This is a genomic window from Caulobacter sp. DWR2-3-1b2 (assembly GCF_049896345.1).
GTDB lineage: Bacteria > Pseudomonadota > Alphaproteobacteria > Caulobacterales > Caulobacteraceae > Caulobacter.
The window spans coordinates 1-22,599 of the sequence record NZ_JAFCUC010000007.1 but is presented as its reverse complement, the minus strand read 5'-3'; the positions used below and the strand labels follow the sequence as shown (position 1 = coordinate 22,599).

Here is a 22,599-nt window from a genome sequence, read left to right as displayed (position 1 = left end):
AGAGCCCAAATGGCCGATCCCGCCGTCCAGAAGTTCATCCTCAAGGCCCTGATGTCGCTGCCCAGCCCGGTGCTGCGAGCGATGTCCGGCGGCGGTGTGGTCTATCGTGGCGGGCGCACCCTGGATCCGCGCTTCCAGTTCCTCAGCCACGCGGCGGCCAAGATGCCGTCGATCACCAGCCTGGCGCCCGACGAGGCCCGGGCCGCCAGCGCCCGAGGCCTGGCCGCCATGAGCGGGCCTCCCGAGCCGGGCGTGCGCACCGAAAACCTCTCAATCGATGGGCCCGTGTCGAGGGAGGCTGGTGGAGCCCCCTTGAACCTGCGCGCCTATCGCCCGGCCGACCAGGACAGCGGCGCGCCCCTGATCGTCTTCGCCCACTTTGGCGGAGGCGTGATCGGCGACCTGGAAACCTGCGACGCCTTCTGCGGGATTCTGGCGCGGACCTGCCGCACGGCGGTGATCTCGGTTGACTACCGCCTGGCGCCCGACCACCGCTTCCCGGCCGGGCTGGATGATGTGCTGGCCGCCTACCGCTGGTCACGCGACAACGCCGCTCGCTTTGGCGCGGCGCCGGGAACGGCGGTGATCGGCGGCGATTCCATGGGCGGTAACTTCGCGGCCATCGTCGCCCAGGAAATGCAGCGAACGGGCGAGGCCCAGCCGGCCCTGCAGCTGTTGATCTATCCCGCCGTGGATGTGGCCAGCGAGACGGCGTCGATGAGCACCTATGGTGACGCCTATCCCCTCAGCCGGCCGATCATGGACTGGTTCATGGGCCACTATATGGGTCCAGACGCCAATCCGGCCGATCCGCGCCTGTCGCCGGACAAGACCGAGGACCTGACCGGCCTGGCGCCGGCCGTGGTGATCACCGCCGGGTTCGACCCGCTGGTCGATCAGGGCGAGGCCTACGCCAAGCGCCTGGCCGCCGCCGGCGTGCCGGTGACCTACCGCTGTTACGACGCCCTGGCCCACGGCTTCACGGCGTTCACCGGGGCCGTGCCGGCGGCCGACGCGGCGTGCCGGGAGATCGCGCGGCTGGTTCGGGCGGCGCTCGAGGCGCGGGTCTAGGTCTTTTATATCCGCTCATCCCGGCGAATGCGTGACCCAGATGGAAGAGCTCAACAGTGGATTCCATGATCTCAGCGCTTTTCCAATTACCCAAACGCCATGGGATCTCGGTCCCGGCATTCGCCGGGATGAACGAAATTTGGGGGGGCGCATGAACAGCACCATGCGCGCCCTCGTCGTCGAGACCCTCGCCCCCGACTTCGCCGGCTGCGCGATCCGCGACGTGCCCACGCCAACGCCCGGCCCAGGCGAGGTGCTGGTCGCGGTGAAGGCCGCTAGCGTCAACTTCCCCGACCTGCTGATGACCCGCGGCGAATACCAGTTCAAACCGCCGCTGCCCTTTACCCCAGGCCTGGACCTCGCCGGCGAGGTGGCGGCGCTGGGCGAAGGCGCCACGGGCTGGAAGATCGGCGACGCCGTGGTCGGCGGGGCGCGGCTGGGCGGGTTCGCCGACTATGCGGTGTTGAGCGCCGAGAGCCTGAAGCCCAAGCCCGCGCGGCTGTCGTTCAGCGAGGCGGCGGCCTATGGCGCGGCCTATCTGACCGCCTATGTCGCGCTGGTGCGCCGGGCGCGGCTTGAGCCCGGCGAGTGGGTGCTGGTCCACGGCGCGGCTGGCGGGGTGGGCCTGGCGGCCGTGGACCTCGCCAAGGCCTTGGGCGCGCGGGTGATCGCCGCCTCTGCGTCCGACACCAAGCTGGCGGCGATCGAGCGACTCTACGCCCCCGACGCTGTCGTCAATGTCACCGACGGTTTCCGTGACCAGGTAAAGGCGATCACCGGCGGGCGAGGCGCCGACGTGATCTACGATCCGGTGGGCGGCGACGTGTTCGACGAGAGCGTGCGGTGCATCGCCTTCGACGGACGGTTGCTGGTGATCGGTTTCACCGCCGGCCGGATTCCGACAATCTCGGTCAACATGCCGCTGATCAAGGGCTTTTCGGTGATGGGCGTCAGGGCCGGCGAGTATGGCCGGCGGTTTCCGGAAAAGGGCCGGGAGAACCAGGCGGCGATCTGGAGAATGGCCGATGAGGGCGTGATCTCGCCGCACGTCCATGCGGAGCTGCCGCTGGCGCGCTGGCGCGAGGCGTTCAACCTGTTGGCCGAGCGCCAGGTGATCGGCAAGGCCGTGATCCGGCCTGACCTCTAGGCCCCGGCCGCGTTCTTGGCGAGGAAGGGCACCCAGGCCTCGACCAAGACGCCGGGCAGGCCCTGGGTCAGGGTGACGTGGCCGTTCAGGAATTCCAGGCGCAGGCGCATGCCGGCCAGGCCAACGCCACCGGTCAGCGAATCCTCGCTGGCCAAGCCAACGCCGTAGTCGCGGATCGACAGAAGCACCATCTCACCGGCCAGGCGCAGGCTGATCGTGGCCATGGAGCTGCCCGAGTGCCGGTGGACGTTCGCGAGGGCTTCCTGGGCGACGCGATAGAGCGCGATCTCGGTCGCCGCGTTCATCTTGGGAAAATCGTCGGCGATATCGATGCGCATCGACAGGCTGGTGCGCCGGGCGAAACCGTCGATCAGTTGCCGCAACGCCAGGCCCAGGCCCAGCTCCTCCAGGGCCGGCGGATGCAGCACATAGGACAGGCTGCGAATCTCATCCAAGGCGCTGGTCAGCAGGGATTTCACCTCCATGCGGATTTCCTCGGCGCGCCCTTCCACCTTCTGGTTGCCCAGCATCAGATTGGCGCCGGTCAGGTATTGGGCCGTGCCGTCGTGCAGTTCACGGGCGATACGGCGGCGTTCGTCGTCCTCGGCATGCAGCAGCGCCGCCGTCGCCCGGCCAAGGGCGGCCTGGGCGCGGCGCTGGGGGGGTGATGTCTTCGTGCGACACGATCAGCAAGGGCTTCTCGCCCTCGCCAACCCTGACGGCGGAAAGCCGGACCCAATACCGGCCCACCGCGCCGCCGGTTTCGTATTCGAGCCGAAAGGGACTCGGCTCGTTGCCCCACAACGCCCGAAGACCCTCGTCGATGGCGGCGCTGTCGCTCGCATGGAGGGCGTTGGGGAGCGACATGTAATCCGCTCCCAGGCCAAGGTTTTCCAGGTCGAAATCACTGAGCGTGACGAAATGGGCCCAGGCCTCGTTCACCGCGACGATGCGGCCGTCGCTGTCCAGGATCGCGATATTGGAGGACAAGGCGTCGAGCATCGAGCCCGGCAGGGCCGGATCGGAAGCGTCACCGATGCCCTGAACCACATGCATGCCTTGTCGTCCCGTGCCCGTTTGATCCGCCGACAGACCGACAGCGCCCCAAACCCTGCCCCAATCATCGGTTGGGATGAATTATCGCGCAACCGGTCTTGGAGCCTGGCACAGGGAGGCGAACCGGCGCCGCGCGGGCTCGGAGCCTCACGGACCTAAGAGTCGGGACTCATATTGACAGCGCCCGCCCCTTCCCTTATCCACCGCCCCTCACTCGCGGGGGCCTAGCGGCTTCCGCGCCCAACTAATATCGGAGCCACCTCGTGAAGCGGACATTCCAGCCGTCGAAGCTCGTGCGAGCCCGCCGTCACGGCTACCGCGTGCGTATGGCCACCAAGAACGGCCAAAAGATCGTCGCGCGTCGCCGCGCCAAGGGCCGTAAGCGCCTGACGGCCTAACAGCCTTCCTCCCTCCTTCTTCGCAAGAGTGGGCGGGATCAAGACCATGACAGAAGCCGCCCTTTCCTCGAAACAGGCTCAGCGCCTGCGCCGGAAAGGGCGGCTTTTTTCATGACCGAAGCTCAGCTTCCGTCCCAGACCCCGGCGTCCGTGAAGATCGAGCGCCTCAAGAAGCGCCCTGAGTTCCTCAAGGCCGCCAAGGCCCCGGCCCTGGCGCGTGGCGCGGTGTTCATGCAGATGCGCCCCCGTCACGACGACGATCCGCAAATCCGCGTGGGATTCACCGCCACCAAGAAGATCGGCGGCTCGGTTCAGCGAAATCGCGCCAAAAGACGCCTGCGCGAGGCCGCCAGGCTACTTCTTCCCCTTCATGGTCGCCCTTCGTGCGACTATGTGTTCATTGCTCGCGGCGGCACCGGCCAGCGGGCTTGGGGACGTTTGCTTGACGACGTTAAAACCGCGCTGATAAGCCTCGCCGCCGACCTCGATCGCGCGGGCCCGGGTCAGCAGCCCGCTCCGCACGCCCCCACCGCGTCCGATTCCTCCGTTTCTGGTTAAGTCATCCATGCAGCCGAACGACAACAACAAGAACACGCTGATCTTTCTCGTCTGCGCGTTCGCGATCCTGATTGGCTACAACTTCTTCTACATGGAGCCGCAGCAGAAGAAGGCCGCGGCGGCCCTGCAGGCCAAGAAGATCGCCGAAGCCCAGGTCGCGCTGCAACCAGGCATGACGCTCGGCCCCAACGGCGCGCCGCAGTCAGTGAAGCTGTCGCGCGAAGACGCCAAGGCCCAGAGCCCGCGCATCGCCGTCGACACCCCGGCCCTGTCGGGCTCGATCGCCCTGAAGGGCGCGCGCATCGACGACCTCTGGCTGAAGCGCTACACCCAGGAGCTCTCCAAGACCTCGGCCCCGGTCGAGCTGTTCCGCCCCGAGGGGATGGAGTTCGCCTGGTTCGCCGACTTCGGTTGGGTAGGCTCCAACCTCCCCGGCCTGCCCACCGCCCAGACCGTCTGGACCGCAGCGCCGGGCCAGGTGCTGCGCCCCGACACGCCCGTCACACTGACCTACGATAACGGCCAGGGCCTGGTGTTCACCCGCCTCATCTCGGTCGACGCCGATGCGATGTTCACCATCACCGACGGCGTGCGTAACCAGGCCGGCGCAGCTGTGGCCCTGGCGCCCTACGCCTCGGTGCAACGCCAAGGCATCCCGGCCACCCTGGGCAAGACCCAGATCGTCTACGAAGGCGGCATCGGCGTGCTCGGCGGTGTGACCGACGACAAGTACATCCTGCAGGACAAGGCCAAGTACCCCAAGTGGAAGAAGGACAAGCCCGATCAGAACGACCTGAAATCCAAGGGTGGCTGGATCGGCATCACCGACAAATACTGGCTGTCGGCGCTGATCCCCGACCAGTCCGAGATGATCAGCGGTCGGTTCCGGGTCACCCAGTCGCGCGGCGTGGACATCTATGAGTCCAACTTCCTGGGCGCCACCCAGGCGCTGAACCCCGGCCAGACCATTACCCACAGCACCCGCCTGTTCGCCGGCGCCAAGACCGTGCCGCTGATCACCCGCTATCAGTACGGCGGCAAGCCTGTGGTCTGGTGGAAGTTCTGGGACCGTCCCAAGGTCGAGATCCCGCGCTTCGACTGGGCCGTCGACTGGGGCATGTTCTCGTTCTTCACCAAGCCGATCTTCAATATCCTGGAGATCTTCTACAAGCTGGTCGGCAACTTCGGCGTCGCCATCCTGCTGCTGACCGTGACCCTGAAGCTCATCCTCTTCCCGCTGGCCGACAAGAGCTACGAGTCGATGGCGAAGATGAAGAAGATCGCCCCCGAGGTCGAAAAACTGAAGGTCAAGCACAAGGAAGATCCGGCCAAACAGCAGCAGGAAATGATGGCGCTGTACGGCAAGGAGAAGATCAACCCGATGATGGGCTGCGTGCCCATGCTGATCCAGATCCCGATCTTCTATTCGCTGTACAAGGTGCTGACGGTGACCATCGAGATGCGGCACGCGCCGTTCTTCGGTTGGATCAAGGACCTGTCGGCGCCCGAGCCGACCACGCTGTTCAACCTGTTTGGCCTGATCCCCTGGGACCCCTCCACCCTGCCCTTCCTCGGCGCCTCGATCGCCCACCTGGGCCTGTGGCCGATCCTCTACGGGATCACCATGTGGCTCACCACCTCGATGAACCCGCCGGCCGGCGACCCGATCCAGCAGAAGATTTTCCAGTTCTTCCCGCTGATTTTCACCTTCACCCTGTCGGGCTTCGCCGTGGGCCTGGTGATCTACTGGTGCTGGAGCAACGTGCTGACCATCCTGCAGCAGTACATCATCATGCACCGCTACAAGGTCGAGAACCCGATCGACAAGGTGATCGACCGTCTGCGCGGCAAGACCACCGCCGAGGCGACCTGATGATCGACGAACTCGCTTTCACCGACGACGAAATCGAGACAGCCCGCGTGCTGTTCGCCCAGCCTTGCCTGTTCATGATGGGCGCGGTGAAGATGGACGGCATGCCCACGTCCGACTTTCCGGAAGTGGCCTTCGCCGGCCGCTCCAATGTCGGCAAGTCCAGCCTAATCAACGGCTTGGTCAACCAGAACCACCTGGCCCGGGCCTCGAACTCGCCTGGCCGCACGCGCGAGGTCAATTTCTTCGTGCTGGCCGAGCAGCTGCGGCTGGTCGACCTTCCGGGCTATGGCTTCGCACGGGTGTCCAAGACCGTGGCCGACAAGTTCCAGGACCTGGGCCGCGCCTATCTGCGTGGGCGGGTGAACCTGAAGCGGGTCTATCTGCTGATCGACGCGCGCCATGGCCTCAAGGCCGTGGACACCGAGGCCCTGGACGCCCTGGACGTGGCGGCGGTCTCCTACCAGATCGTCCTGACCAAGGCCGACAAGATCAAGCCGGCCGAGGTCGAGGCCGTGGTCACCGCCACCCAGAAGGCCATCGCCAAGCGGCCTGCCGCCTTCCCAAAGGTGCTGGCCACCTCGTCCGAAAAGGGCGACGGCCTGCCGGAACTGCGCGCCGAGATCGCCCGGGTCTGTTTGGGCTAACCTAGTCCGCTTTCCCGGCGAGGGCGGGGACCCAGATCCCAAGGCGGTGTGGTTGATTGGATGAGCGCGGCGCTATTGGCGTCAGCCCCACCGCCATTCCATCTGGGCCCCGGCCTTCGCCGGGGAAACGGCGTTTTAGAGTCCACAACCCCATGCTCCCGCCTTAACCTGACAGCCCGATCCGGTGTCTGAGACCACGCCTTCCTATTTCCCGAACACCCGCAGAAGTCCCCCATGACCCGTCACGAACTGAAGACCTGGCCGCAATATTTCGCGGCCCTGCGTTTGGGCAAGAAGCGCTTCGAGATTCGCCGCAACGACCGCGAGTTCGCGGTCGGCGACGTGCTGGTGCTGCGCGAGTTCGATCCGGAGATGAACGACTATACCGGCCAGGTCGAGGAGCGGCAGATCACCTTCTTGCTGTCCGAAGAGGACTACGGCGTGATCCATGGCTTCGTGGCCATCGGCTTTGGCGAAGTGGTGCACCACGGCGACGTGCCGGCCGACGGCGCCCTGACCGCTGAGCAGCTGGCCCACTGGCACGAGACCACCGCGTCCAACGCCGCTCTTCGCGCCCAGGACTCCCGCAAGGTCGCTCAGAGCTACGCCGTCCCAACCACCGGCCGCGCGCCGATGCTGGTCTCGGCCGACCGCCACAACGCGGTGGCGGCCGCCGCGGAAGCCGAGGCGAGCTTCCACGCCGCAGCGGCGCGGATCGTGCGCGGGCAGTAGTCCACCGATCCCTGGGAATCAAAAAGGGCGGACCTCGCGGTCCGCCCTTTTTCGTTCGCGATGAAGCGAGGTCTAAGCCGCTCGGCTGACCTGGGCCGGGAAGACGTCGTCCATCTTCAGATAGGTGATCAGGCGGCTGTCCAGCGAGATGATCGCCTGGATGAAGCGCAGCTCGTCCGCGCCGAGGTCCGGAGTCGGCTGCAGGTGGTCGCGCGACACCGAGAAGGTCTCGCTGACGGCGTCCACCAAGATACCTGCCAGGCGGTCCTGGCATTCGACGACGACGATGACGTGGCGGGTCTCGGGGATGGTCACGCCCAAGCCCAGGCGGTTGCGCAGGTCGATAACGGGCATGATCGCGCCGCGCAGGTTGATGACGCCCTTCAGGAACGACGGAGCGTGCGGGATCGGGGTGGCCGGGGTCCAGCCGCGGATCTCGCGGACCGTCTTCACGTCAATGCAGAACTCCTGCTCGCCGATGCAGAACGAGATCAGCTCCAGGGCGGGTTCGGCTTGGTCGGTCATGGTCATCCCCGAGGCGAAAAGGTCTTGCGGCGAAAGGCCGAAATCCGGTTTCGCGTCGGAGGCCAGAAGAGCGCGATCGTCGTTTAATAACGGTTAATGGGGTGGTCATCGCCACGCGCCGAATTGTCGCGGAACGCCTCACAAATGCCGCTCATCCCGGCGAATGCCGGGACCCAGATGGAATGACTCCGACGCTGACGCCACAGACGCCGAGCCTATCCAGTCAGTCCAGGCGCTTGGGATCTGGGTCCCGGCATTCGCCGGGATGAGCGGTTGGAAAACTTTAATCCGGCTCGGAAACCCCAAGGTCCCCGTCATCGGTCAGGTTGAACTCGTACCAGACGCCGTTCAGCACCCCGAAGACGATAGCCAGGCCAAGGCCCAGGATCCAGGTGAAATACCACATGGCTATATCTCCTCAGTAGAGCGACGGATCGGTCTTCAGGGCGGCCGTGCTCGTCCGGCCCCACAACACCTTGTAGACCCAGGCGGTGTAGAGCAGCACGACGGGCAGCAGCACCACGACGACGATCAGCATGATGAACAGGGTCAGGTGACTGGACGATGCGTTCCAAACGGTCAGGCTGGAGCGCGGGTCGATGGTGCTGGGCAGGATGAACGGGAACATCGACAACCCGACCGTGGCGATGATCCCCGTCGCCGAGGCCGACGAGCCGCCGAACGCCAGCAGCGTGGACCGCTTCCACAACCCGAATAGGGCGGCCAAGGCGCCGGCGAAGCCGAGGATCGGTGCGATCAGCATCCAGGGATGGCGTCCGTAGTTGTCGAACCAGGCGCCCGGCGCCGCGACCGTCATGGTCCGCAACGGGTGGGACGGCGCGGCCGGGTTGATCACGCCCTCGATCCGGAAGCCCAGGCGCATGGCCAGCAGGCCCCCGACCAGGAACAGCAGCAGACTGGCGATCGCCGCGCCGGTCCCGAACCGGCGGGCTCGATCCTGCACCATGCCCGCTTCGGCCTTGACCCCCAGCCAGGCCGCGCCGTGCAGCACCAGCATGGCGACCGACAGCAGGCCGCAGACCAGGGTGAACGGGGTGAACAGGCCGAAGAAGGCGCCATAATAGGTGCTACGCAGGTCGCCATCCAGCTTGAACGGCGCGCCCTGCAGCACATTGCCGACCGCCACACCGAACACCAGGACCGGCACGAAGCTGCCGGTGAACAGCGCCCAGTCCCAAAAGGTCCGCCAACGCGAATCCGCGCGCTTTGACCGGTATTTGAAGCTCACCGGCCGCAGGATCATCGCCACCAACACAAGAAAGATCGCCAGATAGAAGCCCGAGAAGCTGACGCCGTAGACCAGCGGCCAGGCCGCGAAGATCGAGGCCCCGCCGGTGATGAACCACACCTGGTTGCCCTCCCAGGTGGCGCCGACAGTGTTGATCACCATGCGCCGCTCCTCGTCGGTCCGGGCGACGAAGGGCAGCAGCGCGCCCACGCCCATGTCGAAGCCGTCGGTCAAAGCAAAGCCGATCAGCAATATGCCCAGCAGGGCCCACCAGATGACCCGCAGGGTCGGATAGTCGAGAGGAAGGTCCATGATCTGGTTCTCCTAGGCCACGGCTTCGCCGGCGGGGGCGCCGTGGCCTGATGGGAAGGCTTCCTGCTCGGCGAACGGGCCCTTCTTGATGGTTTTGAGGATCAACCCGACCTCGACTACCGCCAGGGCGCCATAGAGCAGGGTGAAGACAACGATGCTGGTCAGGATCTGCGGCACGCTGAGGCTGGATGGCGACAGGAAGGTGGGCAACACGCCTTCCACCGCCCAGGGCTGACGCCCGACCTCGGCCAGCACCCAGCCCAGCTCGGTGGCGATCCACGGCAGGGGGATGGCGATGACCGCCAGGCGCAGGAACCATCGGGTCTCGTGCTTGCGCAGGCTCACCAAGACAAAGGCGGTGGCGAACAGGGCGATCATCAGCAGGCCGGTGCCCGCCATGATCCGGAAGGCCCAGAACATCACCGGCACATTGGGCACGGTGTCCCAGGCGGTGCTGGCGATCAGGGCGTGATCGGCCTGCCGCGGGTCGGCGATATGGCGCTTGAGCAGCAGGGCGTAGCCAAGATCGCGGCGATGGGTCTCGAACACGCCCCGCGCGGCGAGGTCGGTGGGCGTGACCTTCAGCTTCTCCAGCGCGTCATAGGCGATGACGCCGCTTTCGATGCGGGTCTCGGCCTGGGCGACCAGTTCGAAGATGCCGGCCACCGGGCGGTCCAGGCTGCGGGTCGAGATCAGGCCGAGCACATAGGGGATCTTGATCTCGGCATGGGTGACGCGGTTCTTCAGGTCAGGGATGCCGAAGGCGGTGAGGCCGGCCGGGGCGGGCTCGGTTTCCCACATGGCTTCCAGCGCCGCGAGCTTCATTTTCTGGTTGTCGGTCAGGGCGTAACCGCTCTCGTCCCCAAGCACGACCACCGACAAAGACGAGGCCAGGCCGAAGGCGGCGGCCACGGTCAGCGATCGCTTGGCGACGCTCTTGTACTTGCCTTGCAGCAGGTAGAAGGCGGAAACGCCCAGCACGAAGACCGCTGCGATCGTGTAGCCGGCGCTGACCGTGTGCACGAACTTGGCCTGAGCCACGGGATTGAAGATCACCGCCCTGAAGTCGGTGACTTCCATGCGCATGGTGTCTGGATTGAAGGCCGCGCCGACCGGGTTCTGCATCCAACCGTTGGCGATCAGGATCCAGAGGGCCGACAGGTTGGTGCCCAGGGCGACCAGGAAGGTCACGCCCAGGTGGGTCACGGGCTTCAGCTTGTCCCAGCCGAAGAACATCAGGCCTACGAAGGTGGCTTCGAGGAAAAAGGCCATCAGCCCCTCGATGGCCAGGGGCGCGCCGAAGATGTCGCCCACATAATGCGAATAGTACGACCAGTTCATGCCGAACTGGAATTCCATGGTCAGGCCAGTGGCCACGCCGAGCACGAAATTGATGCCGAACAACGTGCCCCAGAACCGCGTCGTGGTCCGCCAGATCGGCCGCTTGGTCATCACATACACGCTCTCCATGATGACCAGCATGAACGACAGCCCCAGCGTCAGGGGCACAAAGAGAAAGTGATACAACGCCGTCAGGGCGAACTGCAGGCGAGAGAGATCGACGACGGCGGGATCCATGTGGCGCTCCGGTTGTCGAGGGGCGTTCGATCGCCCCAATGACCACCCACCTCTAGACGCGTAGAGGCCAGGGCGCTTTGATCAGGATCAAGGACGCCTTCGTTCCCTTCCCCTAACTACGGTCCATGTCCGCCCGCTTCACCGCCGACCTCGACGCCGTCGCGCGGCCCTGGCTGAAGGCGATCGGTTCCGCCGGCGGGCGCGCGGGCAAGACCGCGCCGCTGTGGCTGCTGGCCGACGTTCCCGCCGCCATCGCCTTCGCCGGGGGCCTCGCACTCGGAATCGACGCCCTGCCGCGCGGTCTCCCTGCCGCCGCTCCGTGGCTGGTGTTAATCGCGGTCGCGGCCTTGGCGCGCGGCTTGCTGGCGCGTCGCGGGGCGCGGTCGGGCGCGGAGGCTGCGGCGGGCGTCAAGGCGGCGGCCCGGCATCAGGCGGTCGCCGCCATACTTGGACACGGCGCCGCGCGCCGCACCGGCGGCGAGGCGCTGTCAGCCGTGGTCGAGGGCGTGGAGGCGCTGGACGGCCACGTCTCGCGCTTCGTGCCGGCCCGATTGGCCTCGGCGGTCGCGCCGCTGCTGATCATCGCCGCCGTCGCCGTGGCCTCGCCCGTGGCGGCCGGCGTTCTGCTGTTCACCCTGGTTCCGTTCGGCCTGGTCATGGCCCTGGCCGGCGGGGCGGCGGGCGAGGAGTCGCGCCGGCAGTTTCTGGCCCTGGAGCGGCTGTCCAGTCTGTTCCTGGACCGGGTCCGCGCCCTGCCGGTGGTGCTGGCCTTCCAGGCCGAGGGCGCGGTGACGCGAGACTTGTCGCGCGCGGCCGAGGACCTGGCGGCGCGGACCATCCGCGTGCTCAGGGTGGCCTTTCTGTCGTCGGGGGCCTTGGAGTTCTTCGCCGCCCTTTCGGTGGCCCTGGTCGCGGTCTATTGCGGGTTCAACCTGTTGCGGCTGCTGCCCTTCCCGGCGCCCGAACAGTTGGACCTCAAGCGGGCTTTCTTCGCCCTGGCCCTCGCGCCCGAGGTCTACGCCCCGCTGCGCCGCTTGGCCGCCGCCTATCACGATCGCCAGGCCGCCGAAGCCGCCGCCCTGACCTTGGCCGCCTTGCCCGCTCCGACGCCAAGCCCGCCCGTCATGGTGTTCGACGCCCCGCCCGCGATCCGCTTTCAGTCGGTGACCGTGACCTACGCCGCCGGTGAGACCCCGGTGTTCGACAGCTTCGACCTCGCCATCGCCCCCGGTGAGGTCGTCGCCCTGCTGGGTCCCAGCGGCAGCGGCAAGACCACGCTGCTGAACCTGCTGCTGGGCCTGGCCCCGCTCAGCAGCGGCGAGGTGCTGATCGGCGACCAGCGCCTGTCGCACCTGGGCTCGATCGCGTCCGCCGTGGCCTGGGCCGGGCAGTCGCCGGTGGTCCTGCCAGGAACCCTCGCGGACAACCTGGCCCTGGCCCATCCAGGCGCGCGCCGCGATGAGCTCGAAGTCGCGGCGCGGGCGGTCGGCCTGACACAGGTGCTCGATGGTCGAGGCGGCCTCGACGCTCGGCTCGACGAGCGCGGCGCCGGCCTCTCCGGGGGCGAACGGCGCCGGCTGAGCCTGGCCCGCGCCATGCTCAAGCCCGCCGGCATCCTCCTGCTCGACGAGCCGACCGCTGATCTTGACGCGGCGTCGGAACAGTCCCTGCTGCCGATCATCGCCCAAGCCGCCCGGGGCCGCACGACCTTGATCGCCACCCACTCCGAAGCCCTGGCTGCGCTGGCTAGCCGCGTCGTGCGGCTGTGAGCGGTCCCCTCGCCCGGCTGGTCCGCCAGCAGCGGCGGCGCCACGCCGACGGACTGCGCCTGGCCGCCGCCTCGGCCACGATCGTCGGGGCCTCGACGGTATTGTTGCTGGGGCTCTCGGGCTGGTTCCTGACTGGCGCGGCGATCGCCGGCCTGGGAGGCCTCGCGGCGGCCCAGGCGTTTAACGTGCTGTTGCCCAGCGCCGGCATTCGCCTTCTGGCCATCCTGCGCACCGCCTTTCGCTATCTGGAGCGCCTGAGCGGCCATGCCGCCGCGCTGAAGGCCCTGGCCGCCATCCGCCCGGCCCTGTTCGCCGCACTGGCCGCGTCGCCGCCCGCCGAGGCGATGGCCCTGTCGCGCGGCGAGGCCTCGGCGCGGCTGGTGCAAGACATCGACGCCGTGGAAACCCGCTTCATCCGCCTCTCCGCGCCCTGGGGCGCCGGCGCGGCCGTGGCGTCCGGGGTGGCGATGGCGGCCGGGGCAAGCTGGGCCTCGGCCCTGGTCGCGGCGGTGAGCGTCGCGGTCTCGCTGGTCTCGAGCCGTTGGCTGGCCCGCCGCCTGAGCGTCCGCACCGGACCCGCGATCCAGCAAGCCACCGGCGCGCTGAAGGACGCCATGGCCGCCTATGTCGCCGCCGCGCCGGAGCTGCGGGTTTACGGCGTCCAGGATCGCGCGGCGGCGGAGATCGAGGCGCTGGGCGTCGACCTCGACACCCTGAGGCGCAAGGCGGTCGCCGCCCAGGGCTGGCTGGTCGTGCTGCAAGGCCTGATCCTCGGCCTCGCCGTGGCGCTGACCTTGGTTTTCGCCCAAAGCGCCGCCCAGCCGTTGGCGGCGATGGCGGGCCTGGCGGCGGCGATGGCGCTGGAAGGCTTGTCCGGCGTGACCAAGGCCTTCGAGCAGGATGCCGGGGCGGATGCGGCGGCGGTGCGGCTGGACACGGTGCTGAAACATGAGCCGAGCGAGGCGGGCGCCCGCGCCATAGCGGAGCGGAAGAGCCTGACTTTCGGGGACCTGCTGGTTGAACCCGGCGCCCGGCTGGTCCTGACTGGTCCGTCCGGCTGCGGCAAGACCACCATCCTTGAGCGGCTCCTTGGATTGCGCTCTTTTTCCAAATCCGCTCATCCCGGCATTCGCCGGGATGAGCGGATGTTACTATTATGCGCAGGCCAAGAACCAAGCGCCCAAACGCGCTCCACCTTCGCCTACGCCCCGCAGGACGCCGTCCTGATCGAGGGCACCGTCCGCGCCAACCTGGCTCTCGCCGGCGCTCACGCCGAAGCCGCGATGTGGAACGCCCTGACCGACGCCGGGCTTGAGGCTCGCGTTCGCGACATGCCCCTGACCCTGGACACCTGGATCGGCGAGAACGGCGAACGGCTCTCCGGCGGCGAGCGGCGCCGCCTCAGCCTGGCCCGCGCCCTGCTGCGCGACGCGCCCTGGCTGCTGCTCGACGAGCCTACCGAAGGCTTGGACCCGGCGACCGAGGCCCTGGTCGTCGCGCGCCTCGACGCTCGGCTCAAACGCACCGGCCAGGGCCTGATCCTGGTTAGCCACCGCGCCGCGCCGCGCGCCCTGTGCGATCAGCAACTGCCAATCGCTTCGCCCCGCGCTATAGGGTAGCCGACCTTGCGGAGCGGAGATCGCTATCACGTGATGACCACGGTTACGGCCGGCACGCTGCACAGCGACCTGCGGCCTCGGGCCTATCTGGCGGCCCTGGCTACGGTGGCGGCCTGTTGCCTGGTGCAGTTGGCCCTGCCGCCGGCGTTCAATGCGTCGTCGGCCTTCCTGCTGTTCGTGCCTGCGGTGCTGATCAGCGCCGCAGTCGGCGGTCTGGCGCCAGGGCTGTTCGCCACCGTGCTGGCGGCGGCGGCGGTGTGGGCCTTGAAGGCGCGCGGCCTGCATGACCAGGCCACGGCCCTGTCCAGCCTGGTGTTCGTGATGATCGGGGTCGGCATGTCGATCGGCGGCGGCTGGTTCCATGCCGCCCGTCGACGCGCTGCGGCCATGACCCATCATCTGCAGTCGATCCTCGACAGCGCGCCCGACGCCGTGATCGTCATCGACCCCGCCGGCCTGATGACCTCGTTCAGCCCGGCCGCCGAGCGCTTGTTCGGCTGGAGCGCGGCCGAGGCCATAGGACGCAATGTCAGCAGCCTGATGCCTGGACCGCACCGGGAGGGTCACGACGGCTACCTCGCCAACTATGCTCGCAGCCGTGAACCCAAGATCATCGGCACGGGCCGCGTCGTGGTCGGCCAGCGCAAGGACGGCTCGACCTTTCCGATGGAGCTGGCGGTCGGCGAGACCCGAGGCTCCAGCCCCTTCTATACCGGCTTCATCCGCGACCTGACGGATCGCCAGCAGACCGAGACGAGGCTGCGCGACCTGCAGACCGAGCTCGTTCATGTCTCGCGACTGACCGCCATGGGCGAAATGGCCTCGACCCTCGCGCACGAACTGAACCAGCCGCTGTCGGCGATCGCCAACCTGCTGACCGGTTCGCGCCGCCTGCTCGACCGGGGCCGGCCCGAGGATCAGGCCAAGGTGCGCGACGCGGTCGACAAGGCCTCGGCCCAGGCCCTGCGGGCCGGCGACGTCATCCACCGGATGCGCGAATTCGTGCGGCGCGGAGCCAGCGAGCGCGCGCCCGAACGCCTGTCGATGGTGGTCGAGGACGCCGCCGCCCTGGCCCTGATCGGCGCCCGCGAACACTTGGTCACCACCCGCCTGAAGCTCGATCCCACCGCCGACGCGGTCTATGCCGATCGAGTCCAGATCCAGCAGGTGCTGGTCAATCTGATCCGCAACGCCGTCGACGCCATGGCCGACTCGCCGCGCCGAGAACTGACCATCGCAAGCCAGCGCCTCGACAGCGACTCCGTCCAGGTGAGCGTCACCGACACCGGTTCGGGCATCAATGACGATTTCCGCGAGCGCCTGTTCCAGCCATTCATGACCACCAAGGCCGAGGGCATGGGGGTAGGCCTGTCGATCTCGCGCTCGATCATCGAGGCGCACGGCGGGCGCATCTGGGCCGACGCCAATCCCAAGGGCGGGACGGTGTTTCATTTCACCCTGCCGCCCCAGCACGACCACGCACGACACGACGATGAAAGCCCGATCAATGAGTGAAGCCGTGATCCACCTGGTCGATGACGACGAGAGCGCCCGCGAGGCCCTGGCCTTCCTGCTGGAGGCCGCCGACTTCGCCGTGGTCAGCCACGCCTCCGCCCTGGCGCTGCTCGACGCCCTGCCGCTCGATGGCGCCGGCTGCGTGATCACCGACATGCGCATGCCCGACATGACCGGCCTGGAGCTGGTCCGTGAACTGAACAGTCGCGGCTCGCGCGTGCCCGTCCTGATGATCACCGGCCATGGCGACATCCCCCTGGCGGTGGAGGCCATGCGGGCCGGGGTGATCGATTTCATCGAAAAGCCGTTCGGCGAGGCGCGGATCCTCGACGCCCTGACCCGGGCGCTGGCCGCGGGACCGACGCCGGCCTCCACTGCGGCCTCCGACGACAGGACCCTGGTCCTGCAGAGGCTGGAGACCCTGTCCGAACGCGAGCGCCAGGTGCTGGATGGCGTGGTCGAGGGGCAGCCCAACAAGGTGATCGCCCGCGACCTGGGGATCAGCCCTCGAACGGTCGAGATCTATCGCGCCAAGCTGATGGCCAAGATGCACGCCGACAACCTGGCCGCGCTGGTGCGGATGACGCTGTCGGCGCGGCAGGGGTAAGCCGTCCTAGGTATTCGCCCTTAGGCGTCGGTCACGACTGTACCGCCCGACCGCGACGCGAGACAGTGACGGCGCTATCGGGAGATCGCCATGCTGTCCGTGATCCACGCGCCCACCCTATCGCCTGCCCGCCCACCGCCGGCCCTTGTCCTCGACGGCCTGCATCTGAGCCACGGGCGCGACGAGACGATCTTCCACCAGGACCAGTCCGCCGACCGGGTCTTTCAGCTGATCTCGGGGTCCTTGCGCACCTGTCGGATCCTGCGCGATGGTCGCCGGCAGATCGAGGCCTTCCACTTCCCTGGCGACGTCTTTGGACTGGAGAGCGGCCCGACCTATCGGGCCAGCGCCGAGACCCTGTCCGAAACCCTGGTGCGCGCCATGCCGCGCGCCGCTCTCGACACCCTGGCCGCCGAGCGCGGCGACGTCGCGCGCCGGCTCCTGGAACTGACCACCGACAGCCTGCGCCGCAGCCAGGACCATGCGCTGACGCTAGGCCGCCGCGCCGCTTGCGAACGGGTAGCCGCCCTGCTGCTGGACCTCGCCGAACGGACGGGCGCCCAGGCCTTGCTCGATGTGCCCATGACTCGCCAGGACATGGCCGACTATCTGGGCCTCACCATCGAGACCGTGTCGCGAACCCTGACCCAGTTTCAGCACGACGGGCTTATCGCCCTGCCGGCGGCCCGCAAAGTGCTGCTACGCGACCGCGCGGCGCTGGAAGCCATGGTGGATTGACGAAGTCCCTAGATGTTCGAGACCGCGAGCCGCGAGATCGAGGACCGCTCATGCCGAGGCGAATTTCACCCACACCGACATCGTCTCGCCCGGCGCCAGGATCCTGATTCCGCTGTCCTCGCCCCTGAACGGGTCAGGACGGTTGGCGACCGGCTCGACGCAGATGAAGTCGGCGCCCGGCGGCGAATAGACGTGGAGCCAACGGCATTCGGGCGAGGCTGTGACGGTGGTGGTCGCGCCGTCGGGGCCCGTCAGCGTCGCCACGCCGTTCCAGCCTGTGTAGCAGTTGTCGATCAGGCTTTCGACGGCGGTCAAGGCGCCGGCCGCCCAATCCGAACGCCAAGCGTCCTCGACGAGCGTGGTGGGCAGGCAGTCTTCGTCGATCATCCACACACCGGTGACCCCCGCCCTCAAGCGCTCGCCGGCCGGGGCCGGAAAATACGGATGGAACCCCAAGCCGGCGGGCATCGCCGCGTCGCCGGTATTGGTCACCGACAGCTCGATGCGCAAACCGTCGTCAGCGAGATGGAACCGCTGCTCGGCGCGATAGGCCCAAGGCCATTCACCGGGCGCGTGTTCGAAGACCAAGACGGCTTCGACATCACTCGCAGACTCCACCGCCCAGGGCGCCCGCCAACCTTGACCGTGCAGGGCGTGCGGATGGTCCCCCAGGTTCGGCGACAGCGACACCTCATGGCCGGCGAAACTGAAGCAGCCGTTCGGAATGCGGTTGCAATAGGGGACGAGCGGGAAACACCCCGCGTCCAGAACCTCGGTCGTCCCGGCGGGCGTGGGTCGCGTCACGTCGCGGTCGTCCCAGGTGAAACGCCCCAAGGCGCCGCCCAGGCCAGGCAGTATCTCGACGCGAGCGCGGGCGGTCTGCAGGACGACGGTCATGGGATCTCCGACGGCGGCGTTGTCGAGCGGCTTGCTACGTCCATCGCCGCGCGGAAACAAGCGGCCTTCCCTCACGTCGCCCTAGGCGCGACCGGCGGGCCGTCGCATCATCGCCTCAAGCAGAGGCGGAGCGCATGAACAGACCCCTGGACGGCGTGCGCATCGTGGCGGTCGAGCAGTACGCCGCCGGGCCCTATGGCACCCAGCTGCTGTGCGAGCTGGGCGCCCAGGTGATCAAGATCGAGGCCCCGTCCCTGGGCGGCGACATCAGCCGGGGCCTGGGACCCTACTTCCTGGGCGACGGCGACAGCCAGTTCTTCCAGACCTTCTCGCGCGGCAAGCAGTCGGTGGCGCTGGAGATCAAGACGCCGGAGGGCCGCGCCGACTTCGAGCGCCTGGTGGCCGGCGCCGACGCGGTGGTCAACAACCTGCGCGGCGACCAGCCGGACAAGCTGAAGATCACCTTTGACAGCCTGAAGACGATCAAGCCCGCGATCGTCTGCGCCCATCTGTCCGCCTACGGACGGGGCAATAGTCGCGAGGCCTGGCCGGGCTACGACTATCTGATGCAGGCCGAAGCCGGGTTCATGACGATGACCGGCGAGCCGGACGGACCGCCGGTGCGGTTTGGCCTGTCGATGGTCGATTTCATGACCGGCTCGGTGTTCGCCCTGGGGATCGTTTCGGCCATCCTCGGGGCGCGGGCCAGCGGCATCGGCTGCGACGTCGACGTGTCGCTGTTCGACGTGGCCCTGCACCAGACCACCTATCCGGCGGTGTGGGCGATGAACGAGGGCCATGTCGTCGGACGGCCGCCGCGCGGGGCCCATCCATCGATCAGCCCGTCCCAGCGGGTCAAGACCCAGGACGGCTGGGGCATGTTGATGTGCCAGACGCAGCGGTTCTGGGAGGTCTGGTGCGATCTGGTCGAGCGGCCGGACCTGAAGACCGATCCGCGCTTCCTCGACATGCCAGCGCGCCGCGCCCATCTCGACGCCCTGACCCCGATCCTCGACGCGATCATGGAGACGCGGACGGGCGCCGACTGGATGACCTATCTGGGCGGCCGCGTGCCGTTCGCTCCGATCGCCGACCTGGCTGACGCCCTGGATAACCCCTTCGTGGCCGAGGTGGCCATGCGCGACCACATCGACCATCCGGCTAGGCCCCAGGGCCTGCACATGCTGGCCTGCCCGATCAAGGTCGATGGCCAGCGCATGCCCGCCGCCCGCGCCCCGGCCATGGGCGAGCACAACGGTCTGCTGCGGGGTGACGACCGATGAAGCTCGACGGCGTCAAGGTGCTCGACCTTTCCCTTTTCCTGCCCGGTCCGATGCTGACCCTGATGATGGCCGACCACGGGGCCGACGTGATCAAGATCGAGCCGGTCGGCGAAGGCGAGCCCAGCCGGCACATCGGCCTGTCGACAAACGGCCAGACCGTGTGGTTTCGCAACACCCATCGCGGCAAGCGCTCGGTGCAGCTGGACCTGAAATCCGCTCAAGGCCAGGCCGCGTTCTGGACCCTGGCCAAGGAAGCCGACGTTCTGGTCGAGGCCTTTCGGCCCGGCGTGGTCGATCGCCTGGGGGTCGGCTACGAGGCGGTCAAGGCGGTCAATCCGGGGATTGTCTATTGCTCGATCAGCGCCTTTGGCCAGACCGGCCCCTATCGCGACCGGCCCGCCCACGACCTGGCCGTCGAGGCCCTGGCCGGGCTCGTGGCGCTGAACGAGGGCCAGGACGGCAAGCCCGCCATGCCCGGCCTGATGGCCGCCGACGCCCTGGCCTCGCTGACCGCCCTGTCCGGCGTGTTGATGGCGCTCTATCGCCGGACCCAGACGGGTCTGGGCGACCATCTCGACGTCGCCATGCTCGACAGTCTGATGGCCTGGACGCCCAACGCCACCGGCCCGGTGTTCGCCCAAGACCGCGCCAACGTCCCCAAGGCCGAGCGCTCCTGGGGCGGGGCGGCGATGTTCAACCTGTATGAATGCCGCGATGGCCGCTGGATCGTGCTGGGAGGGTCGGAGGTGAAGTTCGCCGCCACCCTGCTCGAGGCGCTGGGGCGGTCGGACCTCTTGGACCATGCCCGCCAGCCGCCCGGTCCCGGCCAGGAGCCCCTGCGGGTGTTCTTTCGCGAGACCTTCATCACCAGGACCCAGGCCGAATGGGAAGCCTGGTTCGAAGGGCGCGACATCTGTTTCGCCCCGGTCCGCACCCTGAAGGAGGCCTTCGCCGACCCCGCGGTGGCGGCGCGCGGGATGATCTGGCGCGATGCGGCGGGAAACGCCGTGGTCGGCACGCCGCTGCTGTTTCGCCATGAACCCGGACGTCCGGACCCCAAGGCGCCGGGCCTCGACGAGCACGCCGGCCAGGTGTGGCGCACGCTCAGCTAGGATCGGATCGCGGCCCAACCCGATCACGCGATGACAACGATGGACATTCGCGCGCCTCCCTCGATATGCAGGGTCTGAAGGCGACGCGCGTTCGCCGGAGGAACCGATCCGTGACCCAGCACCCGCCCCTCGCCCTGAGCCGCCGTCGCGCGCTCGCTGGTCTCGCCCTGACCGGTTTTGCCGCCACGCCCGCCTTCGCCCACGCCGCCACCTATCCCGTGGTCGGCAAGGTCGAACGCCTGGACCCCGCCCTGGACGCCCTGATCGACGCGGATGCGCCGGTCGAGCAGGTGCTGGACGGCTTCACCTGGAGCGAGGGCCCGGTCTGGGTCGGCGGCAAGGACGGCTTCCTGCTGATCTCCGACGTGCCGGCCAACCGGATCCTGCGCTGGTCGCCCCCCAGGGGCGGAAAAGGCGGCGGCAAGGGCGGCGGCGCGGTGTGGCTGACGCCGTCCGGCTATGCCGGACCCGCCACGGGCAGCCTGCGCGAGGCCGGCTCCAACGGCCTGATCCTGGCGCGCGGCGGCTTGGTGATCGGCGACAGCGGCAACCGCTGCGTCTCGTTCATCGACTTGAAGACCCAGAAGAAGACTGTCCTGGCCGCCAGTTTCGAGGGCAAGCGTCTCAACAGTCCCAACGACCTGGTCCTGGCCCGCGACGGCGCGATCTATTTCACCGACCCGCCTTGGGGCCTGAACGGCGACTGGGCCTCGCCCTATCGCCAGACCGACTATTCGGGCGTTTACCGCCTGGGCCCTGACAACGCCCTGACCCTGATCGACAAGACGATCGAGCCCAACGGAATCGGCCTGTCGCCCGACGGCTCCACGCTTTACGCCACCGACCGCAAATCGGGTTGGGTGGCCTGGGACCTCGACGCCAAGGGCGGCCCGACCGGGCGCCGGCCCTTCGTCGACCGCGCCGCCACCGGCATAGCGGGCGGCGATGGCTTGAAGGTCGATAGCCGCGGGAATCTCTGGGCCTCGGGCCAGGACGGCATCTCGATCTTCACATCCGCGGGGCGCCGCCTCGGGATCATCCGCGCCGACGATGTCATCTCCAACTGCGAACTGGCCGCCGACGGCCACCTCTACATGTCCTCCAACCACCGCGTGCTGCGGGTGAAGGTGAAAGCGCGGAAGCTAACCGTCTGACGGGGGCGAAGCGACGCCATCGCTCGCGCGGCAAATACGGCCCCAGGAGGACCGAAATCGGAATATCGTGAAGAAGAAAATGGCGCGCCTGGAACGATCCGAACGTCTGACTCTCAGATTCGTATAATAGACTGGCGCCTTTCCAGTATATACAACACCTTACGCTTGGCTACGATAACCCCGTATCACCAAATGTGATTTGCTGAAAATCGTCGTGTTGGGTAGCATGTTCTGGCGCACCCACATTGAGACTGATTTTCCACTTTCCCCGGAAGGCCGCGACAAGCTTTCGGTCGAGAACGGTCCTGCAACCGCCAACGGCGCGATGCGAACGCTTAGAGCGATCTACAACCACCAGCGCCGGCTTCAAAGAGGGTCGACAGACCCAGCAGGCCGCAGTTCCGTTCAGTGACAAGGAAGAGCGGAATGTCTGCCACATAGTCCGCCATTCGACCTTTCGCCTCGAAACATGAACGGCAGCGGTGCTTGTTGAAGTGCTCGCCCCAACTCAGGATCATCGGATTGAAGATGTAGACGCCGCTCCTTGCGCCGGCTGTCAGCGACAGGTGCCTGCGACGACGCCGAGCCATTCGGAAAACAGCCAAACGCTTCGCGCGTCACTGCGTCATTGGTGTCTACCGCCGCTAGGCCGTAGTGACGATTTAGCTATTTGAGCCATAGCATGATGGCGGCGAGGGTTACGAAGCCCATGAAGGTGGTTGCAAGCTTGTCGTACCGGGTTGCGATGCGGCGGAACTGCTT

At 67.6% G+C, this 22,599-nt stretch carries 23 protein-coding genes and 1 pseudogene; 15 read left to right on the top strand and 9 right to left on the bottom strand.

Annotation, left to right across the window (positions count from 1 at the left end):
• The first annotated feature begins 9 nt into the window (after positions 1-9).
• Together ACP694_RS16895 and ACP694_RS16890 are read left to right on the top strand one after the other, a co-directional pair.
• On the top strand, positions 10-1,071 hold the full coding sequence (locus ACP694_RS16895; RefSeq protein ID WP_426014289.1) for an alpha/beta hydrolase: 1,062 nt from the start codon (positions 10-12) through the stop codon (positions 1,069-1,071).
• A gap of 151 nt (positions 1,072-1,222) precedes the next feature.
• The gene (locus tag ACP694_RS16890) at positions 1,223-2,218 is read left to right on the top strand and encodes an NADPH:quinone oxidoreductase family protein (protein WP_426014287.1); all 996 of its coding nucleotides are present in this window, start codon (positions 1,223-1,225) and stop codon (positions 2,216-2,218) included.
• Here ACP694_RS16890 and ACP694_RS16885 read toward each other — a convergent pair.
• Positions 2,215-2,766: a sensor histidine kinase gene (locus ACP694_RS16885; RefSeq protein WP_426014724.1), complete on the bottom strand. Its 552-nt coding sequence runs from the start codon at positions 2,764-2,766 to the stop codon at positions 2,215-2,217. The genes ACP694_RS16890 and ACP694_RS16885 overlap by 4 nt on opposite strands.
• A gap of 25 nt (positions 2,767-2,791) precedes the next feature.
• Positions 2,792-3,274, bottom strand: a complete 483-nt coding sequence (locus ACP694_RS16880) for a PAS domain-containing protein (RefSeq protein WP_426014285.1) — start codon at positions 3,272-3,274, stop codon at positions 2,792-2,794.
• Between the two features lie 263 nt (positions 3,275-3,537).
• Between ACP694_RS16880 and rpmH the strand changes: the two genes are divergently transcribed.
• From rpmH to ACP694_RS16855, 5 genes are all read left to right on the top strand, one after another.
• Positions 3,538-3,672, top strand: coding sequence for a 50S ribosomal protein L34 (rpmH, locus tag ACP694_RS16875; RefSeq protein ID WP_035043203.1), 135 nt, complete (start codon positions 3,538-3,540; stop codon positions 3,670-3,672).
• A gap of 111 nt (positions 3,673-3,783) precedes the next feature.
• Positions 3,784-4,230 (top strand): ribonuclease P protein component, encoded by a 447-nt coding sequence (gene rnpA, locus ACP694_RS16870; protein WP_426014283.1) that lies wholly within the window; start codon positions 3,784-3,786, stop codon positions 4,228-4,230.
• A 7-nt stretch (positions 4,231-4,237) separates the two neighbouring features.
• Positions 4,238-6,103: a membrane protein insertase YidC gene (gene yidC / locus ACP694_RS16865; protein WP_426014282.1), complete on the top strand. Its 1,866-nt coding sequence runs from the start codon at positions 4,238-4,240 to the stop codon at positions 6,101-6,103.
• On the top strand, positions 6,103-6,747 hold the full coding sequence (gene yihA, locus ACP694_RS16860; RefSeq protein WP_426014281.1) for a ribosome biogenesis GTP-binding protein YihA/YsxC: 645 nt from the start codon (positions 6,103-6,105) through the stop codon (positions 6,745-6,747). Before yidC ends, yihA begins: the two co-directional genes overlap by 1 nt.
• 234 nt (positions 6,748-6,981) lie before the next feature.
• The gene (locus ACP694_RS16855) at positions 6,982-7,479 is read left to right on the top strand and encodes an ASCH/PUA domain-containing protein (protein ID WP_426014280.1); all 498 of its coding nucleotides are present in this window, start codon (positions 6,982-6,984) and stop codon (positions 7,477-7,479) included.
• Between the two features lie 72 nt (positions 7,480-7,551).
• On the opposite strand, the gene ACP694_RS16850 is transcribed toward ACP694_RS16855, so the two are convergent.
• The 4 genes from ACP694_RS16850 to ACP694_RS16835 all read right to left on the bottom strand — a co-directional run bounded on the left by ACP694_RS16850 (position 7,552) and on the right by ACP694_RS16835 (position 11,143).
• Positions 7,552-8,004 carry a chemotaxis protein CheW gene (locus ACP694_RS16850; RefSeq protein WP_426014279.1) on the bottom strand — a complete coding sequence of 151 codons (453 nt, stop codon included), beginning with the start codon at positions 8,002-8,004 and terminating at the stop codon, positions 7,552-7,554.
• A 283-nt stretch (positions 8,005-8,287) separates the two neighbouring features.
• Positions 8,288-8,410, bottom strand: coding sequence for a cytochrome bd-I oxidase subunit CydX (gene cydX, locus ACP694_RS16845; protein ID WP_426014277.1), 123 nt, complete (start codon positions 8,408-8,410; stop codon positions 8,288-8,290).
• A 12-nt stretch (positions 8,411-8,422) separates the two neighbouring features.
• Positions 8,423-9,565 carry a cytochrome d ubiquinol oxidase subunit II gene (gene cydB, locus ACP694_RS16840; RefSeq protein ID WP_426014275.1) on the bottom strand — a complete coding sequence of 381 codons (1,143 nt, stop codon included), beginning with the start codon at positions 9,563-9,565 and terminating at the stop codon, positions 8,423-8,425.
• Between the two features lie 12 nt (positions 9,566-9,577).
• A complete protein-coding gene (locus ACP694_RS16835; protein ID WP_426014273.1) occupies positions 9,578-11,143 on the bottom strand; it encodes a cytochrome ubiquinol oxidase subunit I in 1,566 nt (521 codons plus the stop codon).
• 125 nt (positions 11,144-11,268) lie between these two features.
• Between ACP694_RS16835 and cydD the strand changes: the two genes are divergently transcribed.
• The 5 genes from cydD (at position 11,269) to ACP694_RS16810 (ending at position 17,391) form a co-directional block, all read left to right on the top strand.
• On the top strand, positions 11,269-12,912 hold the full coding sequence (cydD, locus tag ACP694_RS16830) for a thiol reductant ABC exporter subunit CydD (RefSeq protein ID WP_426014271.1): 1,644 nt from the start codon (positions 11,269-11,271) through the stop codon (positions 12,910-12,912).
• On the top strand, positions 12,909-14,531 hold the full coding sequence (locus ACP694_RS16825; RefSeq protein WP_426014269.1) for an ATP-binding cassette domain-containing protein: 1,623 nt from the start codon (positions 12,909-12,911) through the stop codon (positions 14,529-14,531). Before cydD ends, ACP694_RS16825 begins: the two co-directional genes overlap by 4 nt.
• Before the next feature lie 33 nt (positions 14,532-14,564).
• Entirely contained in the window at positions 14,565-16,046 is a 1,482-nt protein-coding gene (locus ACP694_RS16820) for a PAS domain S-box protein (protein WP_426014266.1), read from the top strand.
• Positions 16,039-16,653 carry a response regulator FixJ gene (gene fixJ, locus ACP694_RS16815; RefSeq protein WP_426014264.1) on the top strand — a complete coding sequence of 205 codons (615 nt, stop codon included), beginning with the start codon at positions 16,039-16,041 and terminating at the stop codon, positions 16,651-16,653. The genes ACP694_RS16820 and fixJ overlap by 8 nt, the downstream gene beginning before the upstream one ends.
• 90 nt (positions 16,654-16,743) lie before the next feature.
• Positions 16,744-17,391, top strand: a complete 648-nt coding sequence (locus ACP694_RS16810; protein ID WP_426014262.1) for a helix-turn-helix domain-containing protein — start codon at positions 16,744-16,746, stop codon at positions 17,389-17,391.
• Positions 17,392-17,439: 48 nt separating this feature from the next.
• On the opposite strand, the gene ACP694_RS16805 is transcribed toward ACP694_RS16810, so the two are convergent.
• Complete coding sequence (locus ACP694_RS16805) at positions 17,440-18,288, bottom strand: aldose 1-epimerase (protein WP_426014260.1); 849 nt, start codon at positions 18,286-18,288, stop codon at positions 17,440-17,442.
• A 134-nt stretch (positions 18,289-18,422) separates the two neighbouring features.
• On the opposite strand from ACP694_RS16805, the gene ACP694_RS16800 reads away from it, so the two are divergent.
• The 3 genes from ACP694_RS16800 (at position 18,423) to ACP694_RS16790 (ending at position 21,837) form a co-directional block, all read left to right on the top strand.
• Positions 18,423-19,571, top strand: coding sequence for a CaiB/BaiF CoA transferase family protein (locus ACP694_RS16800; protein ID WP_426014258.1), 1,149 nt, complete (start codon positions 18,423-18,425; stop codon positions 19,569-19,571).
• Positions 19,568-20,683: a CaiB/BaiF CoA transferase family protein gene (locus ACP694_RS16795; RefSeq protein ID WP_426014256.1), complete on the top strand. Its 1,116-nt coding sequence runs from the start codon at positions 19,568-19,570 to the stop codon at positions 20,681-20,683. Before ACP694_RS16800 ends, ACP694_RS16795 begins: the two co-directional genes overlap by 4 nt.
• A gap of 110 nt (positions 20,684-20,793) precedes the next feature.
• Positions 20,794-21,837 (top strand): SMP-30/gluconolactonase/LRE family protein, encoded by a 1,044-nt coding sequence (locus tag ACP694_RS16790; protein WP_426014254.1) that lies wholly within the window; start codon positions 20,794-20,796, stop codon positions 21,835-21,837.
• Positions 21,838-22,172: 335 nt separating this feature from the next.
• Here the strand turns inward: ACP694_RS16790 and ACP694_RS16785 are convergent, their stop codons facing one another.
• A complete protein-coding gene (locus ACP694_RS16785) occupies positions 22,173-22,355 on the bottom strand; it encodes a glucokinase (protein WP_426014723.1) in 183 nt (60 codons plus the stop codon).
• Between the two features lie 148 nt (positions 22,356-22,503).
• Positions 22,504-22,599, bottom strand: a pseudogene (locus tag ACP694_RS16780) (IS5/IS1182 family transposase); the annotation flags it as partial.

What these genes read in the sequence shown, in the direction of transcription:
- ACP694_RS16810 (WP_426014262.1), top strand. Translation starts at nt 16,744, where the DNA reads ATGCTGTCCGTGATCCACGCGCCCACCCTATCGCCTGCCCGCCCACCG.
- ACP694_RS16785 (WP_426014723.1), bottom strand. Translation starts at nt 22,355, where the DNA reads ATGATCCTGAGTTGGGGCGAGCACTTCAACAAGCACCGCTGCCGTTCA.
- cydX (WP_426014277.1), bottom strand. Translation starts at nt 8,410, where the DNA reads ATGTGGTATTTCACCTGGATCCTGGGCCTTGGCCTGGCTATCGTCTTC.
- ACP694_RS16795 (WP_426014256.1), top strand. Translation starts at nt 19,568, where the DNA reads ATGAAGCTCGACGGCGTCAAGGTGCTCGACCTTTCCCTTTTCCTGCCC.
- ACP694_RS16800 (WP_426014258.1), top strand. Translation starts at nt 18,423, where the DNA reads ATGAACAGACCCCTGGACGGCGTGCGCATCGTGGCGGTCGAGCAGTAC.
- fixJ (WP_426014264.1), top strand. Translation starts at nt 16,039, where the DNA reads ATGAGTGAAGCCGTGATCCACCTGGTCGATGACGACGAGAGCGCCCGC.
- ACP694_RS16805 (WP_426014260.1), bottom strand. Translation starts at nt 18,288, where the DNA reads ATGACCGTCGTCCTGCAGACCGCCCGCGCTCGCGTCGAGATACTGCCT.
- ACP694_RS16835 (WP_426014273.1), bottom strand. Translation starts at nt 11,143, where the DNA reads ATGGATCCCGCCGTCGTCGATCTCTCTCGCCTGCAGTTCGCCCTGACG.
- ACP694_RS16820 (WP_426014266.1), top strand. Translation starts at nt 14,565, where the DNA reads ATGACCACGGTTACGGCCGGCACGCTGCACAGCGACCTGCGGCCTCGG.
- yidC (WP_426014282.1), top strand. Translation starts at nt 4,238, where the DNA reads ATGCAGCCGAACGACAACAACAAGAACACGCTGATCTTTCTCGTCTGC.
- ACP694_RS16895 (WP_426014289.1), top strand. Translation starts at nt 10, where the DNA reads ATGGCCGATCCCGCCGTCCAGAAGTTCATCCTCAAGGCCCTGATGTCG.
- cydD (WP_426014271.1), top strand. Translation starts at nt 11,269, where the DNA reads ATGTCCGCCCGCTTCACCGCCGACCTCGACGCCGTCGCGCGGCCCTGG.
- yihA (WP_426014281.1), top strand. Translation starts at nt 6,103, where the DNA reads ATGATCGACGAACTCGCTTTCACCGACGACGAAATCGAGACAGCCCGC.
- ACP694_RS16890 (WP_426014287.1), top strand. Translation starts at nt 1,223, where the DNA reads ATGAACAGCACCATGCGCGCCCTCGTCGTCGAGACCCTCGCCCCCGAC.
- ACP694_RS16850 (WP_426014279.1), bottom strand. Translation starts at nt 8,004, where the DNA reads ATGACCGACCAAGCCGAACCCGCCCTGGAGCTGATCTCGTTCTGCATC.
- cydB (WP_426014275.1), bottom strand. Translation starts at nt 9,565, where the DNA reads ATGGACCTTCCTCTCGACTATCCGACCCTGCGGGTCATCTGGTGGGCC.
- ACP694_RS16855 (WP_426014280.1), top strand. Translation starts at nt 6,982, where the DNA reads ATGACCCGTCACGAACTGAAGACCTGGCCGCAATATTTCGCGGCCCTG.
- ACP694_RS16880 (WP_426014285.1), bottom strand. Translation starts at nt 3,274, where the DNA reads ATGCATGTGGTTCAGGGCATCGGTGACGCTTCCGATCCGGCCCTGCCG.
- rnpA (WP_426014283.1), top strand. Translation starts at nt 3,784, where the DNA reads ATGACCGAAGCTCAGCTTCCGTCCCAGACCCCGGCGTCCGTGAAGATC.